Annotated in this window: 15 protein-coding genes; 2 read left to right on the forward strand and 13 right to left on the reverse strand. The window is 66.8% G+C overall.

All coding sequences use genetic code 11. The features are described from left to right. Position 1: 1 nt before the first annotated feature. From L3V85_RS21370 to scpA, 5 genes are read right to left on the reverse strand one after another with little or no spacing between them, the layout of a single operon-like run. The gene (locus L3V85_RS21370; protein WP_237674709.1) at positions 2 to 625 is read right to left on the reverse strand and encodes a hypothetical protein; all 624 of its coding nucleotides are present in this window, start codon (positions 623 to 625) and stop codon (positions 2 to 4) included. Next, positions 595 to 2,139: an acyl-CoA carboxylase subunit beta gene (locus tag L3V85_RS21375; RefSeq protein WP_237674710.1), complete on the reverse strand. Its 1,545-nt coding sequence runs from the start codon at positions 2,137 to 2,139 to the stop codon at positions 595 to 597. Before L3V85_RS21375 ends, L3V85_RS21370 begins: the two co-directional genes overlap by 31 nt. Before the next feature lie 37 nt (positions 2,140 to 2,176). After that, entirely contained in the window at positions 2,177 to 3,175 is a 999-nt protein-coding gene (gene meaB / locus L3V85_RS21380; protein ID WP_237680618.1) for a methylmalonyl Co-A mutase-associated GTPase MeaB, read from the reverse strand. A gap of 44 nt (positions 3,176 to 3,219) precedes the next feature. After that, positions 3,220 to 3,696, reverse strand: coding sequence for a GNAT family N-acetyltransferase (locus tag L3V85_RS21385; protein ID WP_237674711.1), 477 nt, complete (start codon positions 3,694 to 3,696; stop codon positions 3,220 to 3,222). Between the two features lie 10 nt (positions 3,697 to 3,706). Beyond that, the gene (gene scpA / locus L3V85_RS21390; RefSeq protein WP_237674712.1) at positions 3,707 to 5,869 is read right to left on the reverse strand and encodes a methylmalonyl-CoA mutase; all 2,163 of its coding nucleotides are present in this window, start codon (positions 5,867 to 5,869) and stop codon (positions 3,707 to 3,709) included. 128 nt (positions 5,870 to 5,997) lie between these two features. Between scpA and L3V85_RS21395 the strand changes: the two genes are divergently transcribed. Then, positions 5,998 to 6,639 (forward strand): GntR family transcriptional regulator, encoded by a 642-nt coding sequence (locus L3V85_RS21395; RefSeq protein WP_237674713.1) that lies wholly within the window; start codon positions 5,998 to 6,000, stop codon positions 6,637 to 6,639. Positions 6,640 to 6,666: 27 nt separating this feature from the next. On the opposite strand, the gene L3V85_RS21400 is transcribed toward L3V85_RS21395, so the two are convergent. The 7 genes from L3V85_RS21400 to L3V85_RS21430 form a co-directional block, all read right to left on the reverse strand. Continuing rightward, the gene (locus L3V85_RS21400) at positions 6,667 to 7,455 is read right to left on the reverse strand and encodes an IclR family transcriptional regulator (protein WP_237674714.1); all 789 of its coding nucleotides are present in this window, start codon (positions 7,453 to 7,455) and stop codon (positions 6,667 to 6,669) included. Between the two features lie 160 nt (positions 7,456 to 7,615). Continuing rightward, a complete protein-coding gene (gene dusA, locus L3V85_RS21405; protein ID WP_237674715.1) occupies positions 7,616 to 8,617 on the reverse strand; it encodes a tRNA dihydrouridine(20/20a) synthase DusA in 1,002 nt (333 codons plus the stop codon). 134 nt (positions 8,618 to 8,751) lie between these two features. Continuing rightward, a complete protein-coding gene (locus tag L3V85_RS21410; protein WP_237674716.1) occupies positions 8,752 to 10,464 on the reverse strand; it encodes an acyl-CoA dehydrogenase family protein in 1,713 nt (570 codons plus the stop codon). Further along, positions 10,461 to 11,141: a TetR/AcrR family transcriptional regulator gene (locus L3V85_RS21415; RefSeq protein WP_237674717.1), complete on the reverse strand. Its 681-nt coding sequence runs from the start codon at positions 11,139 to 11,141 to the stop codon at positions 10,461 to 10,463. The genes L3V85_RS21410 and L3V85_RS21415 overlap by 4 nt, the downstream gene beginning before the upstream one ends. 46 nt (positions 11,142 to 11,187) lie before the next feature. Next, complete coding sequence (locus tag L3V85_RS21420) at positions 11,188 to 12,009, reverse strand: helix-turn-helix transcriptional regulator (RefSeq protein ID WP_237674718.1); 822 nt, start codon at positions 12,007 to 12,009, stop codon at positions 11,188 to 11,190. Between the two features lie 28 nt (positions 12,010 to 12,037). Continuing rightward, positions 12,038 to 12,835, reverse strand: a complete 798-nt coding sequence (locus L3V85_RS21425) for an acetoacetate decarboxylase family protein (RefSeq protein WP_237674719.1) — start codon at positions 12,833 to 12,835, stop codon at positions 12,038 to 12,040. 100 nt (positions 12,836 to 12,935) lie between these two features. Further along, positions 12,936 to 13,319 carry a response regulator gene (locus tag L3V85_RS21430; protein WP_237674720.1) on the reverse strand — a complete coding sequence of 128 codons (384 nt, stop codon included), beginning with the start codon at positions 13,317 to 13,319 and terminating at the stop codon, positions 12,936 to 12,938. Positions 13,320 to 13,496: 177 nt separating this feature from the next. Here L3V85_RS21430 and L3V85_RS21435 point away from each other — a divergent pair, with 177 nt between their 5' ends. Further along, positions 13,497 to 13,892 carry a hypothetical protein gene (locus tag L3V85_RS21435; protein ID WP_237674721.1) on the forward strand — a complete coding sequence of 132 codons (396 nt, stop codon included), beginning with the start codon at positions 13,497 to 13,499 and terminating at the stop codon, positions 13,890 to 13,892. Positions 13,893 to 13,914: 22 nt separating this feature from the next. Here the strand turns inward: L3V85_RS21435 and gabT are convergent, their stop codons facing one another. After that, complete coding sequence (gene gabT, locus L3V85_RS21440; RefSeq protein ID WP_237674722.1) at positions 13,915 to 15,204, reverse strand: 4-aminobutyrate--2-oxoglutarate transaminase; 1,290 nt, start codon at positions 15,202 to 15,204, stop codon at positions 13,915 to 13,917. Between the last annotated feature and the right edge of the window lie 7 nt (positions 15,205 to 15,211).

The following is a 15,211-nucleotide window of genomic DNA, read 5'->3' on the forward strand; positions in this document are numbered from 1 at the left end:
CCTACATCTCCGTCAGACATTTTTCAAGCCATGCACCCGTCACTCGCGTGATTGCCATCGGCTCACGGTACGAGTCGACGGGATAGGCGTAGAAGAACTCGATAAGCCGCGTATTGCTCGCATCGGAAGTCTCTGTGCCCATGTACTTCAGCGTGGACTGAGCTTCGGACAAGGGGCGCCCTTTGAAGCGCATGACCGCAGGGATGAAAGAGGTTTGCCACGTTTCGCCGCACCGCCCGACAGTAGCCTCGGACGCCTGCGGAAACAAACGCGCCGCACATGCGGACGCAACGACTTTCAACTCATCGGAGGCTCCTGACGCGGGCAACGACTTTCCCCAGCCAGCAAGCAGACGTTCATACTCACCTTTGAGCGGGGCCAGCAGTTGTGCAAGAGCCTCCGCACGCGCCGTATCGGGCGAGTCCGACGAGCGATTCGCCTCTGCTTTTGCGGGGACGTGTAGTGCCTTGAAGAGCAGTCCGCATTGGACGCCACGCGCGTCGAATGCCGGCAACTTTGAATCGGCGGCACTGCACCCCGATGCGATTCCCAGCATGGCCAGTGCGGAAACCAGGAGCTGGACAGAGCGTTGAATCACAACGGAATGTTCCCGTGCTTGCGCCACGGGTTCTCGAGCTTCTTCTCGCGCAGCATCACCAGCGAGCGGCAGATGCGCTTGCGCGTCTCGTGCGGCAGGATCACGTCGTCGATGTAGCCGCGCGCGCTGGCCACGTAGGGGTTGGCGAAGCGCGCCTTGTATTCGGCCTCGCGGGCGGCAAGCTTCTCGGGGTCGTTCTTGTCCTCGCGGAAGATGATTTCCACGGCGCCCTTGGCGCCCATCACCGCGATCTCGGCGCGCGGCCAGGCCAGGTTGACGTCGCCGCGCAGGTGCTTGGAGGCCATCACGTCGTAGGCGCCGCCGTAGGCCTTGCGCGTGATGACGGTGATCTTCGGCACCGTGCACTCAGCATACGCGTAGAGCAGCTTGGCGCCGTGCTTGATGATGCCGCCGTACTCCTGCCCGGTGCCGGGCATGAAGCCGGGCACGTCGACGAAGGTCACGACCGGAATGTTGAAGGCGTCGCAAAAGCGCACGAAGCGCGCGGCCTTGATGCTGCTCTTGATGTCCAGGCAACCCGCCAGCACCAGCGGCTGGTTGGCCACGATGCCGATGGTCTGGCCTTCCATGCGGGCGAAGCCGATCACGATGTTCTTCGCGTAGTCGGGCTGCAGCTCGAAGAAGTCGCCGTCGTCCACCACCTTCAGGATCAGCTCCTTGATGTCGTAGGGCTTGTTCGGGTTGTCCGGCACCAGCGTGTCGAGCGAATAGTCGGGCCGGTCGGCCGGATCGCCCTGGCCGTTGTTGCCCAGGCGCACCGGCGGCTTCTCGCGGTTGTTCAGCGGCAGGTAGTTGTACAGGCGGCGCAGCATCATCAGCGCCTCGACGTCGTTCTCGAACGCCATGTCGGCCACGCCGCTGCGCGTGGTGTGGGTGATGGCGCCGCCCAGTTCCTCAGCCGTGACGCTCTCGTGCGTCACCGTCTTCACCACCTCGGGGCCGGTGACGAACATGTAGCTGCTGTCCTTCACCATGAAGATGAAGTCGGTCATGGCGGGCGAATACACCGCGCCGCCCGCGCAGGGGCCCATGATCATGCTGATCTGCGGCACCACGCCGGAGGCCATCACGTTGCGCTGGAACACGTCGGCATAGCCGCCGAGCGAAGCCACGCCTTCCTGGATGCGCGCGCCGCCCGAATCGTTCAGGCCGATGACCGGTGCGCCGACCTTCATGGCCTGGTCCATCACCTTGCAGATTTTCTCGGCATGCGCTTCGCTGAGCGCGCCGCCGAAGACGGTGAAATCCTGGCTGAACACGAACACCAGGCGGCCGTTGATCATGCCGTAGCCGGTGACCACGCCGTCTCCGGGGATCTTCTGCTCGGCCATGCCGAAGTCGACCGAGCGGTGCTCGACGAACATGTCCCACTCTTCAAAAGTGTTGTCGTCGAGCAGCAGCTCGATGCGCTCGCGCGCGGTGAGCTTGCCCTTGGCGTGCTGCGCGTCGATGCGCTTCTGCCCGCCGCCGAGACGCGCTTGGGCGCGGCGCTTTTCGAGTTGTTCGATCAGTTCTTGCATGGTGTGCTTCCGAAGCTGTGGTCCTGAATTTCTTGTCTCATGGCTTGGCCGTGACGGCGGCCGCGGCAAGCAGGCTGCGCGCCGCCGTCGAAGCCGGCAATGTGCCCTGTGCCACCTGCTGCGTGAGCTGCGGCAGCAGCTCGCGCACCTGCGGGTGATGCCTGAAGGCCTGCTTGAGGCCGGCGTCGATGCGTTCCCACATCCACGCGGTGGCCTGCTTTTCGCGGCGCCTGCCGAGCTTGCCGTTGGCGGTCTGCAGCTGCCTGAATTGCGTGACGGCGTCCCAGAAGGCGTCGACGCCGGTGCCAGCCAACGCGCTGAGCTGCAGCACCCTGGGCAGCCAGAAGCGCACTTCGGCGCCGCTGTGCGCGTCATGCACGGCATGCGCGTGGTCCGGGTTGCCCTGGTGGCCGAAAAGCCGCAGCGCCGAAGTGATCTGCGCCTGCGCGCGGGTGGCGGCGTCCTTGTCGATGTCGGCCTTGTTGATGACGACGAGGTCGGCGATTTCCATCACGCCCTTCTTGATGGCCTGAAGGTCGTCGCCGGCGTTGGGCAGCTGCATGAGCACGAACATGTCGGTCATGCCGGCCACGGCGGTCTCGCTCTGGCCCACGCCGACGGTCTCGACGATCACGATGTCGTAGCCGGCGGCCTCGCAAACCAGCATGGCTTCGCGCGTTTTCTCGGCCACGCCGCCCAGCGTGCCGCTCGACGGGCTCGGCCGTATGTAGGCGCGCTCGTGCACCGAGAGGCGCTCCATGCGCGTCTTGTCGCCCAGGATGGAGCCGCCCGACACGGTGGAAGACGGGTCGATGGTCAGCACCGCCACGCGGTGGCCCTTGCCGATCAGCAGCAGCCCCAGCGTCTCGATGAAGGTCGATTTGCCCACGCCCGGCACGCCCGAGATACCGAGCCGAAACGAACTGCCTGTGCGCGGCAGCAAGGCCGTGAGCAGCTCGTCGGCCTGCGTGCGATGGTCGGCGCGTGTCGATTCGAGCAGCGTGATCGCCTTGGCGATGGCACGGCGCTGCGCCATGCCTTCCGTGCCGGTGACCGTCGCTTCGAGGGCCTGCACGGAATTCAGCACGCAGCAGCCTCCGACGCGACGCGCCAGCGGTAGTACAGGTCGACGCCCTCCTCGCCTTCGAGCACGAAGCCGTGCCGCAGATAGAAGCGGTTGGCGTCGCTCTTCACCAGCGCGGTGAGCTTGATGTCGAGCTGCCGTTCGCGCGCCTGCGCCTTGGCCCAGTGCATCACCCATTCGCCGATGCCGCGGCCCTGGAAGCCGGTGCGCAGGTAGAGGTGATCGAGCCGCAGCGCGTCCGTGCCCTCGGGCTTGAGCGTGACGAAGCCGACGCGCTGGTCGCCGTCGAGCACGATGTGGTGCATGTACGGCACGACGAAGCCGGCGCTCAGGCGTTCGCGCGAGCGCGCGAGGTCGAAGCGGCCGACTCGCTCCAGGCTCGGGCGCATCGCATCGATGCGCACCGCCAGCATGTCCTCGAAATCGCCGGAATCCACCGGCTGCAGCGACAGCCGCGACAAGAGATCGCCCACGTCGCGCGCCTCAGGCCGTGACCGCCGCGCGAATCTGCTCCAGCACATCCTTGGCGCTGGCCGGAATGGGCGTGCCCGGCCCGTAGATGCCCTTGACGCCGGCCTCGTACAGAAAGTCGTAGTCCTGCCGCGGAATCACGCCCCCGACGAACACGATGATGTCGTCCGCGCCCTGCTTGCGCAGTTCGTCGATGATGGCTGGCACGAGCGTCTTGTGGCCGGCCGCGAGCGTGCTCACGCCGACGGCGTGCACGTCGTTCTCGATAGCCTGGCGCGCGCACTCTTCGGGCGTCTGGAACAGCGGGCCCATGTCCACGTCGAAGCCCAGGTCGGCAAATGCCGTCGCGACGACCTTGGCGCCACGGTCATGGCCGTCCTGCCCGAGCTTGGAGATCATCACGCGCGGGCGGCGGCCCTGCTCCTCGGCGAAGGCGTTGATTTCGGTCTTGAGCGTTTCCCAGCCCTCGGCCGAGTCGTAGGCGGCGGCATACACGCCGGTCACCTTCTGCGTGTCGGCACGATGGCGGCCGAACGATTTTTCGAGCGCGTCGGAAATCTCGCCCACCGTGGCGCGCAGTCGCACCGCATCGATGCTCAATGCCAGCAGGTTGCCGGTGTTGTTCTCGGCGGCTTCGGTGAGCGCGTCGAGCGCGGCCTGCACCTTGGCGCCATCGCGCGAGGCACGGATGCTCTGCAGGCGCGCGACCTGCTGCTCGCGCACTTTCACGTTGTCGATGGAGAGGCTGTCGATCGCGTCTTCGCTCTTGAGCTTGTACTTGTTGACGCCGACGATCACGTCCTTGCCGGAGTCGATGCGCGCCTGTTTCTCGGCGGCGGCCGCCTCGATCTTGAGCTTGGCCCAGCCGCTGTCCACGGCCTTGGTCATGCCGCCCATCGCCTCGACTTCCTCGATGATGGCCCAGGCCGCGTCGGCCATGTCCTGCGTGAGCTTCTCCATCATGTAGCTGCCGGCCCAGGGGTCGATCACGTTGGTGATGTGCGTCTCTTCCTGGATGATGAGCTGCGTGTTGCGCGCAATGCGGGCGCTGAACTCCGTGGGCAGCGCGATGGCTTCGTCGAGGGCGTTGGTGTGCAGGCTCTGCGTGCCGCCGAACACCGCGGCCATCGCCTCGATGGTGGTGCGCACCACGTTGTTGTACGGGTCCTGCTCGGTGAGGCTCCAGCCCGAGGTCTGGCAATGCGTGCGCAGCATCAGGCTCTTGGGGTTCTTGGGCTCGAACTCCTTCATGATGCGGCACCACAGCAGGCGCGCCGCGCGCATCTTGGCCACTTCGAGATAGAAGTTCATGCCGATGGCCCAGAAGAAGCTCAGGCGCCCGGCGAAGCCGTCGACGTCGAGGCCCTTGGCCAGCGCGGTCTTCACGTACTCCTTGCCGTCGGCCAGCGTGAAGGCCAGCTCGAGCGCCTGGTTGGCGCCGGCCTCCTGCATGTGGTAGCCGCTGATCGAGATCGAGTTGAACTTCGGCATTTTCTGCGCCGTGTACTCGATGATGTCGCCGATGATCCGCATGCTCGGTGCGGGCGGGAAGATGTAGGTGTTGCGGACCATGAACTCCTTGAGGATGTCGTTCTGGATGGTTCCGCTCAGCTGGTCCTGCGCCACGCCCTGCTCTTCCGCCGCGACCACGTATCCCGCGAGCACCGGCAGCACGGCGCCGTTCATGGTCATGGACACGCTCACCTTGTCGAGCGGGATCTGGTCGAACAGGATCTTCATGTCCTCGACCGAATCGATCGCTACGCCGGCCTTGCCCACGTCGCCGGTCACGCGGGGGTGGTCGCTGTCGTAGCCGCGATGGGTGGCAAGGTCGAAGGCCACGCTCACGCCCTGCCCGCCGGCGGCCAGCGCCTTGCGGTAGAAGGCGTTCGACTCCTCGGCTGTGGAGAAGCCGGCGTACTGGCGGATGGTCCAGGGGCGCACCGCGTACATGGTGGCCTGGGGGCCGCGCAGGTAGGGTTCGAAGCCGGGCAGCGTGTCTGTGTACTTCAGCCCCTGCAGGTCGGCCGCGGTGTAGAGCGGCTTCACGCTGATGCCGTCGGGCGTGATCCAGTTCAGCGCGCTCACGTCGCCACCGGGCGCCGACTTGGCTGCGGCCTTGGCCCAGGCTTCGAGATCGGCGGGCTTGAAAGAGGGTTCGGGTGTGCTGCTCATGAGGGGCCGCTTCGCAGTGTCTTGCAGAGGTATTTGCAAATTTGCTTGCACGAATTTGCAAGTCGTTCGGGAGTCTAACCCATCCATAATTATTAATTCAAACCCGATTTTGAAGTACAGTGCGGCCCATGTCCGCCGTCACCCTTACTCCCCGCGCCCTCTATGAAGAGGTGGCCGAGCTGCTGCGCCAGCGGATCTTCCGCCGCGAGCTGGAGCCCGGCAGCTGGATCGACGAGCTGAAGCTGGCCGAGGAGTACGGCATCAGCCGCACCCCCCTGCGCGAGGCGCTGAAGGTATTGGCGGCCGAGGGCCTGGTGACGATGAAGGTGCGCCGCGGCGCCTACGTGACCGAGGTGTCCGAGCAGGACCTGGCCGACGTGTACCACCTGCTCTCCCTTCTGGAGAGCGACGCCGCCGGCGTGGTGGCCGAGCGTGCCACCGACGCGCAGCGCGCCGAACTGAAGGCGCTGCACGCCGAACTGGAAGCCGCCGCCACCCCGAAAGACCGCGAGCATTTCTTTGCCGTGAACGAGCGCTTCCACATGCAGCTGCTCGCCATCGCCGACAACAAGTGGCGCGACCAGATGGTGGCCGACCTGCGCAAGGTGATGAAGCTCAACCGCCGCAACTCATTGCTGAAAGCGGGGCGGATCGCGGAGTCGCTGTCGGAGCACCGCGCCGTGATGGCCGCCATCGAGGCGCGCGACGCCGAAGCGGCCATGGCCCGCATGCGCGAGCACTTCAAGAACGGCCTCGAAGCCGCGAACTAGGCGCAGCCCCTTTCGGGGGCCGGCGCTTCAGTCGTGATGGCCGAGGGTGCCGATTTCCCTGGCGATGGCCCGCGCCGTTTCCAGCAGCAGCGGCGCGATGCGCGCCACCATCGCGTCCTTTGGCATCAGGTAGGCCGGGCCGCCGCAGCTGACGGCATAGCGCTCGCCTCGCGGCCCCTGCAGTGCGAAACCTAGAGCATGGATGTGCGGGTTCCAGTCGCCGAAGGAGCCGCAGTAGCCCAGGTTCGCATATTCCTCGACCTCGGCCGTCAGGCGCGGCTCGATGGTCGGCCAGCTCTCGCCGCTCTCGATCCGGATCTGATCCAGCAGCTCGGCCTGCTCCGCCGCGGGCAGCGCCGCCAGAAAAGCCCGGCCGGCTGCCGAGGTGGCGATAGTCATGCGGGTGCCGACCTCGATGCGCGAGCTGATCACCGCCGAGCGCGGCCGCAGCGAATCGATCACGAGCATGTCGAGCTCGTCCCGCACCCCCATGTGCACGCTGACGCCGGCCGCCTCCGCCAACTCGGCCAGGTGCGGCCGCACCACCGTGCGCAAATCGAAATGCAGCAGATAGCGACTGCTCATATCGAGCAGCGCCGGCCCCAGGCTGAAGCGCTCGTTGTCTTGCGACTGTCGCAAATAACCCGCACTCACCAGCGTAGCGGTGAGCCTCGACACCGTGGCCTTGGGAATTCCCGTGGTGTCTGCCAGTTCGCGATTGCCTATGGGTGCCGCCGCCATGCCGATGACCTTGAGGAGGGCCAGGCCGCGGGCGAGCGCGCTCACTTCTTCTTTGCCGCCAATCGCGTCATTCATGTATTCGAAACCTTCTTATTTCCCTGATGCACCTCATTTTTCAGCAAAAAACGGTTGACGTGCCACTTATCACGAAGTAGCAATTTCGAAACAGCGTTTCATTTGGCGGCAAACGGGCGTGAAAACACCCGTGCCGGAAGCCGAAACAGGCGCGCCGGGATCAGGCCGCCTGGGCCGCCGGCTCGTGCGCGATCGCCATCACTTCGTGCGGCGGCAGCGTCTTGTGCCGGTGGTCGCTCCAGACCTGGCGCCAGCGGCGCGCGCCCGGCAGGCCGTTGCGCAGGCCCAGCATGTGGCGCGCGATCGACGACCACTGCGTGCCGTGCTCGGCGGCTTCGCGGACCATGTAGTCGCACATCAGCGACTCGACCTCTTCGCGCGTCAGCGTCTGCGGCGCGGCGCCGTAGAACTCGGCGTCCCATTCGGCGAGCCACCACGGGTTGTGGTACGCCTCGCGCCCGATCATCACGCCGTCGAGCAGCCGCAGGTGCTCGTGCACCTGTGCATTGACCGAGATGCCGCCGTTGATTGAGAAATTCAGCGCGGGAAACTCATGCTTCAGCCGGTGCACCAGTTCGTAGCGCAGCGGCGGGATCTCGCGGTTCTGCTTCGGGCTCAGGCCCTGCAGCCATGCGTTGCGCGCATGCACGATGAAGGTGTGGCAGCCAGCCTCGCTCACCTGCCCGACGAAGTCGCGCACGAACTCGTAGCTCTCGATCTTGTCGATGCCGATGCGGTGCTTGACCGTGACGGGCACGCTCACCACGTCGACCATCGCCTTCACGCAATCGGCCACCAGTTGCGGCTCGTTCATCAGGCAGGCGCCGAAAGCGCCGCGCTGCACACGCTCGCTCGGGCAGCCGCAGTTCAGGTTGATTTCGTCGTAGCCCCACTCCTCGCCCAGCTTCGCGCAATGCGCCAGGTCGGCAGGCTCGCTGCCGCCGAGTTGCAGGGCCACGGGGTGTTCTTCGGTGTTGAAGCGAAGGTGCCGAGGTACGTCGCCGTGTATCAGCGCGCCGGTCGTGACCATCTCGGTGTAAAGGAGCGCGTGGCGGGACAGCAGGCGGTGGAGGTACCTGCAATGGCGATCGGTCCAATCCATCATCGGAGCGACCGAAAGCACTTTCTTGTTTGAATTCAACAACTTATCTCTATATCCCATACGTTCACCGCCCATCGGCCCGGGTGAGCTGGCCAACCGGTGGGGCACCGGCTGCATCGGTGTCGTAGTTTCTCATGCAGCCACTGCTCATGGGATTTGCGGCCCGGCAGAGCCGGTGGGATGGGTTCGATCGCTCAGCCCGTCACCATCGCGCGATGCACGATCTTCCGTGCCGCAGCCTGCGTGACCGTCCCACCCAGCGTTCCGTAGTGCGATCCCCATGCCCCCGAAGCACCAGGGCCGCGCGTGCTCATGAAAGCATCCACCACCTCTTGGCTGCCGTGGCGCAGAAGTTCCGCGCCCTGAAGCGCCCGTGCAACCGCCTCGGTCATCGGCCGCGCCAGGAATTCGTCGTCGATCGCGGCGCGCACCAGCCGCTCGGCATGGCTGACCAGTGCATCGAAGCGGCCGTCCTGCCCGGCCAGCGGCTTCAGTTCCTCGAACAACGCATCGATCGTCCGCGAGTCCTTGCTCATTGCGCGCCGAACATCCATGCACATCATGTTCGCGGTCCCCTCCCACACGCTGTTGAGCGGAGACTCGCGGTACACGCGCGCCATCGGCCCCTCCTCGATGAAGCCGTTGCCGCCGTGGCACTGCAGGGCCTCGAAGGCAATGGAGGGAGCGCGTGAGCAGTTGAAGAACTTCGCAGCCGGCGTGGCGATGCGGGCCAGCAGCCTCTCGTGCTCGCTGGCGTTCATCAGGTCGGTGGCCTTGGCCACGCGCAAGGCCATCAGCGTGGCGGCCTCGACTTCCACGGCCATGTCGGCCAGCACGTTGACCATCATCGGGCGGTCGGCAATCGACGAGCCGAAGGCGCCACGCGTGGTGGTGTGCCGCAGCGCCAGCGTGAGCGACTGGCGCATCAGCCCGGCAGATCCCACTGCGAAATCCAGCCGCGTCAGATGCGCATGCGAGAGGATTTCGCGAATGCCCTTGCCTTCCTGCCCCACCCGGATGGCGAGCGTGCCGGCGTACTCCACCTCGCTGGAGGCGTTCGACCTGTTGCCGCACTTGTCCTTGAGGCGCTGCACGAAGAAGCGGTTGTGGCTGCCGCCGGGCAGCGTGCGCGGCAGGAAGAAGCAGGTGACTTCGCCATCCACCTTGGCCAGCGTGAAGAAACCATCGGACTGCGGCACCGAGCAGAACCACTTGTGGCCGGTCAGTTCGTACCAGTTCGCAGTGGCGCCGTGGTAGTCGCTCGTGTGCGAATGGCGCGCCGTGGTCTGCGTCTGGCGCAGGTCGGAGCCGCCCTGCTTTTCCGTCATGGCATAGCCGACGACCACTGACGGCTTCTCGCCCACTTCCTTGCGGCTGAACTCGTAGGTCGTGCCTTTCGATTTTTCCGCCCAGATCGCAAGCGCCGGCTCGGCCTCGAAGCCGGCATGGGAGGCATAGGCCATGCCGGTGGGGCAAGCCGTTCCGTGCTCGACCTGGTTCCACAGGTACGACAGCACCGCGCGCGCGAAGTGGCTGTTCTTCTCCTGGGTGCGCCATGTGAGGTTGGGCACTTCGTGCTTCCATGCGAGAGTCATCAGTTCATGCCAACTCGGATGGAAGTCGACCCAGTCGATGCGATTGCCGAAGCGGTCGTGCGTCTGGAGTTCGGGAACATGGCGGTTCGCCAGCCTCGCCAGCTCCTGCACGTCCTCGTCGCCAGCAACCGCTCCCAGCGCTTCGCAACGCGATGCGGCCCAGGGCGCCTCGCGCTCGATTGCCGCCTTCAGCACCGCGTCCCCGCTGAAGGCATTGAAGCCGCTGGCCGGCAGCGCCTGGTTGAGCACTTCATGCGTGTCGTAGCGATCCGCGGGCGCTTCGAGGATGTCCGCGGCAAGGGGCTTGTTCATGGGGGTCTCCGAGAGAGTTTCCGAACCGTGGCGGGAGAAGCGGAAGAAGCCGACACGCTGGCGCACGCCAGCCTGGCGATCTGGTCCGCCAGCATGGCCACTTCACGCTGGTAGTCGTCCGTGTCCTGGTGCTGCTGGCGGCTGAGGGGCGACAGCGGCCCGATCAGCCCCTCCATGAACCCGCCCACGATGACGGAGGCGGCAATCTCGGGCTGCATGTCAGGCGTCATTTCCCCCGATGACTGCCCCGACGCGACGATGGCGCGTATCACCTCGCTGATCGCAGCCCGGTACACCAGCCGGACCTCGTCGATCTCCTTGTCGCACGGCTCCGCGATCAGCGCGTAAGCCAGGCGCGGGTTGCGCATGGCCCGCCGCACGAAGGTCGCCACGGCCGAGCGCAACCGGCCCAGGGCCGAGTCGTGCGTCGCGGCGATCTCGGCCAGCACGTCCACTTCGCGCTGCGACACGGCGGACAGCACCTCGGCGAAAAGCTCGGCCTTGGACGGGAAGTAGCGGTACACCGTGCCGGTGGCAATGCCGGCCGCCGCGGCGACGCTGGCGACCTGCGCCTCCCTCCAGCCGCCCTCGCTCACCAGTGAGCGGGCAACCCGCAGGATGCGGGTGCGGTTGTCCTGCAGGCGGGCTTCGACGGCAGCGGTCTGTCTGTAGGCCATGAATGAAATGAACCGGGATTCACCAATGATGTGAATCCCGGTTCATTCATTCAATCGGTAGAGACCCGCATCGGGGCTCCCGTGCCATGTAGTTGCCCGGAGTCACGCCGAAGCAGCGACGGAACCACCGCGAAAAATGCGCCTGGTCGGCAAAGCCGCATTGCGCCGCCACGTCGGCCTGCGCGCGGCCTTCGCGCAGCAGGGCCTTGGCCCGGCCGATGCGGGCAAGCCGCGCATAGTGGGCCGGCGCCATGCCGACGGCGACACGGAACAGGCGATGGAAGTGCTCCCTCGACACCCCGAGCCGCGACGCCAGCGCGCCCGGGTCGATGCGGCAGGCGTCTTCGGTCTCCAGCGCGGTGCAGATCGCCTCGACGCGCTCGTCGCCCGCGCGGCGCTCGACCGGCACCAGCTCGCGGCCGGTCTGCGCGCGCAAGACGTGCTCCAGCAGCCGCCCGACCGCCACGCCGTCTCCGGACCGCGCGGCGCAGGCGAGCGCGTCGGCCATCGCCGCGTCATGCCACACGCCGTTCAGCAACTCGCCGCGCAGCCCGACAGGCCATCCGAGGCGCGCCTCGGCCCATGCATGCGGCACATACAGCATCACCATGCGAAAGCCCTGCGCACTCACACCGGCCGTGTGCAGCATGAAGGGCGCCATCAGCACGATGTCGCCCGCTCCGGCAATGCGCCGTTCGCCGGCGCAGGTGAATTCGCAGCGCCCTTCGAGAATCGCGCCCACGCTCCACTCGGCATGCCAGTGCAGTTCGAAATGCGCCTTGGGGTCGGCCGAGAACATGGCCTCGACCTGCACGGCGCCTTCCATCGGAAGACCGATGACATGCGAAGCGGCGGCGGGAGAACTCATCCCGCCAAGCGTAGCGCCGCCCGCTTCGTCACGCCTGCAGCGCACCGCGCACCGTGATGCCGGTCCAGCCCGCGCTGGCCGCCGTCGCCTCCACCGGCCCGAGCAGCGCGAGTTCTTCCACCGGATGCTCATGAAAGCGCAGGCTCGCGCTGCCGGCCATCCAGCCCGATTCGACGCGGTCGATGATGTCGGCGCGCAGATAACGCGGTGTCGCCCTGCTGCCCGGCTGCGTCAGGTCGGGCCAGCCGACGGCGCCCACGGTCGGCGCAGAAAGAAAGCCCAATCGCCGCTCGGCCTTCTCGCCCGACAGCTTGACCGAGGCGTCGACCAGCCGCCGCTCCTTCACGCTCAGGCTCGCGCCGAGCCGGCTGCCCGCGCTCAGCGGCGCGGCCGCGGGGTGGATCAGCGGCATGCTGCGCGTGAGCCAGGTGCTGCCGATCTTTTTGGGCCAGCCTTGCAGCCAGCCGCGCAGCAGCGAGATGTCCTGGTCGACGTAGATCAGCGGGCAGTAGAAGCGCGCATCGCCGCCGCCCTGCCCGGCCGCGATCTCGAGCACCACGATGGTCTCGCGGTACTGCGCATACACGGGGTCGAGCAACTCGCGCCCGTCGTCGCCGCACGATTGCCAGTCGGCGAAATGAACGCAGCCCTTGCCGGTGGCCGTGCCGAGCGCCGCGGGCACCAGCGCGGCAGCGCGGCCGGCGTCGAATTCGAAGGCGACATTGACCAGCCAGCCGGCGTAGTGCCAGGGCGGCGCCTGCACCAGCGCGCTGCGGCCGGAGGAAGTGAAGGGAGGAGTGAAGGAAAGCGCGGAAGACGATGACATGGGGTGCGTGCGAGTTCAAGACCGCCGCACGATAGGCCGCAGCCCGCGGTCCCGTCTTGTACGCCAGTGATCCCGCCTGCCAGGCCCGCTGCCTCTCCGTCTATCTCACCGCGGCCAGCGAACGCTCCAGCGTCTGCGTCAGTTGCTCGATGGTGTAGGGCTTGCGCAGCCACACGGTGCCCTTCATCGCCGTGGCCGGCTCGGCCTGCCCCGTCACGAAGACCACGGGCACGCGGTGATCATTCAGCAGCCGCTCGGCCAGATCGCGGCCCGACAGCGCGGGCAGGCCGATGTCCACCATCACCACGTCGAACGCGCCATCGAAGAAGCGGGCGATCGCGGCCTCGGCGCTCTTCACGCCGGTGGCCCAATGCCCCAGGGCCTCGAGCAGCTTCAAGGTGGTGGCGAGCGTGTCGGCATCGTCCTCGACCAGGAGCACCCGGAGCTTTTGTTGTTGTGTTGTCAGCGGCGGTTCTGTTGTCATTGAAATGCATTTTTCCAGACAAATCGCCGTCGCGCAGCGCGTGCGCACCCTTGGGCGCAGACATCTACGCCAGATAGCGGCCTTGTCCGACTCGGCATGTCGGCCGAAGGGGCGCGGGCCGCCGCCTTATCATGCAAAGCCCGCCAAGCTGGCGGCAGCTGCCACGCAGGCACGCGCATGAACACACCCACATTTCTTCCCCTCGACGCCGCCGCGCTGCGGCAACTCGCCCTCGCATCCACTCCCGGCGCATCGCCCTGCGCCTGTCGCCTCCAGGACACCGCCGCCTGGGAAAGCATCACCGAAGAACGCTGGCCCGAGGCCTTGATGCAGCAGATCGGCACGCTGCGCGACCCCGACCTCTATGAGCCGACCTTCGAGGAATGGCACCCCGGCGGCACGCGCTACGACTCGCCAGACGCGCCGATCTCGGTGAAGCACTTTCCCTTCAACCGCTGCAACGTGTACCGCTGCACCGCGTGCTCGCTGCTGGTGCTGCGCTACACCGAATTCGGCGGCTACTACATCGACCACCGCGTGCGGCGCGTCGATGCGGCATTGATCGTCGACTGACGGCGGCGCACCGACCCGCCGCTCAGCGCGCCGCGTCCAGCACGGCGCCGGCCAGCAGCGACAGCCCTTCCTCGAAAACATCGTCGGGAATGGTCAGCGCGAACAGGAAGCGCACCACGTTGCCGTGCACGCCGCAGGTCAGCAGCAGCAATCCGCGCTGCAGGCCGGCCGCATGCACACGCCGGGTGAAGTCGGCATCGGGCTCGCCCGTGCGCGGGTCGCGGAACTCGACCGCGACCATCGCGCCGAGACCGCGCACGTCGCAGATGCGCGGCTCCTGCGCCTGCAGCGAGCGCAGCTGCGCGGCGAGCCGTTCGCCGAGCATGCTGGCGCGCTCCACCAGCTTTTCGTCCCCGATCACGCGGATGGTCTCCAGCGCGGCGGCCACCGCGAGCGGATTGCCCGCGTAGGTGCCGCCGATGCTGCCCACCAAGGCAGCATCCATGACCTCGGCGCGCCCGGTCAGCGCCGACAACGGGAAGCCGCCCGCCAGGCTCTTGGCCATGGTCACCAGGTCGGCCTCCACGCCGTAGTGCTCCAGCGCGAACAGCTTGCCCGTGCGGCCGAAGCCGGTCTGGATCTCGTCGCAGACCAGCAGGATGCCGTGCTGGTCGCACACCGCGCGCAGGTGCTCCAGCAGCTTCGGCGGCGCAACATAGAAGCCGCCCTCGCCCTGCACCAGCTCGATGACGATGGCCGCCACGCGGCGCGGATCGACGTCGGTCCTGAACAGCCGGTCGAGCGCCGCGATGCTGTCTTCCACCGTCACGCCCAGCGGCGCCGCCGGGAACGGCACGTGCCAGACATCCGCGGGCATCGGCCCGAAGCCGGCCTTGTACGGCGCGACCTTGCCGGTCAGCGCCATGCCCATGAAAGTGCGGCCGTGGAAGGCGCCCGAGAACGCGACCACGCCGCTGCGCCCGGTCGCCACGCGCGCCACCTTCATGGCGTTCTCGACAGCCTCGGCACCGGTGGTGAAGAGCGCGCTCTTCTTGGCGAAGTCGCCCGGCACCAGCCGGTTGAGCTGCTCGCACAGCGCCACGTACTCTTCATAGGGCGTGACATGGAAGCAGGTGTGGTGAAAGTCGTCGAGCTGCGCGCGCACCGCCTCGACGATGCGCGGATGCCGGTGGCCCGTGGCCAGCGTGGCGATGCCGCTCGCGAAATCGACGAAGCGCCGGCCCTCCACGTCCCACAGCTCGGCATTGCCGGCGCGCGAGACGAAGTGCGGGGTGAGCGTGCCGACGCCCTGGGCACAGGCGGCGTTCTTGCGGGCCTGCAGGCTCGCGTTGGTCGTGACTTGGGTGAGCATTGAAAAA

The sequence above is a fragment of the Variovorax paradoxus genome, from assembly GCF_022009635.1.
Taxonomy (GTDB): domain Bacteria; phylum Pseudomonadota; class Gammaproteobacteria; order Burkholderiales; family Burkholderiaceae_C; genus Variovorax.

Bases quoted from the DNA above. Each gene is read 5' to 3' on its own strand.
- L3V85_RS21375 (WP_237674710.1), bottom strand. From the start codon at position 2,139: ATGCAAGAACTGATCGAACAACTCGAAAAGCGCCGCGCCCAAGCGCGT.
- meaB (WP_237680618.1), bottom strand. From the start codon at position 3,175: ATGGCGCAGCGCCGTGCCATCGCCAAGGCGATCACGCTGCTCGAATCG.
- scpA (WP_237674712.1), bottom strand. From the start codon at position 5,869: ATGAGCAGCACACCCGAACCCTCTTTCAAGCCCGCCGATCTCGAAGCC.
- L3V85_RS21395 (WP_237674713.1), top strand. From the start codon at position 5,998: ATGTCCGCCGTCACCCTTACTCCCCGCGCCCTCTATGAAGAGGTGGCC.
- L3V85_RS21400 (WP_237674714.1), bottom strand. From the start codon at position 7,455: ATGAATGACGCGATTGGCGGCAAAGAAGAAGTGAGCGCGCTCGCCCGC.
- dusA (WP_237674715.1), bottom strand. From the start codon at position 8,617: ATGGGATATAGAGATAAGTTGTTGAATTCAAACAAGAAAGTGCTTTCG.
- L3V85_RS21410 (WP_237674716.1), bottom strand. From the start codon at position 10,464: ATGAACAAGCCCCTTGCCGCGGACATCCTCGAAGCGCCCGCGGATCGC.
- L3V85_RS21415 (WP_237674717.1), bottom strand. From the start codon at position 11,141: ATGGCCTACAGACAGACCGCTGCCGTCGAAGCCCGCCTGCAGGACAAC.
- L3V85_RS21420 (WP_237674718.1), bottom strand. From the start codon at position 12,009: ATGAGTTCTCCCGCCGCCGCTTCGCATGTCATCGGTCTTCCGATGGAA.
- L3V85_RS21425 (WP_237674719.1), bottom strand. From the start codon at position 12,835: ATGTCATCGTCTTCCGCGCTTTCCTTCACTCCTCCCTTCACTTCCTCC.
- L3V85_RS21430 (WP_237674720.1), bottom strand. From the start codon at position 13,319: ATGACAACAGAACCGCCGCTGACAACACAACAACAAAAGCTCCGGGTG.
- L3V85_RS21435 (WP_237674721.1), top strand. From the start codon at position 13,497: ATGAACACACCCACATTTCTTCCCCTCGACGCCGCCGCGCTGCGGCAA.
- gabT (WP_237674722.1), bottom strand. From the start codon at position 15,204: ATGCTCACCCAAGTCACGACCAACGCGAGCCTGCAGGCCCGCAAGAAC.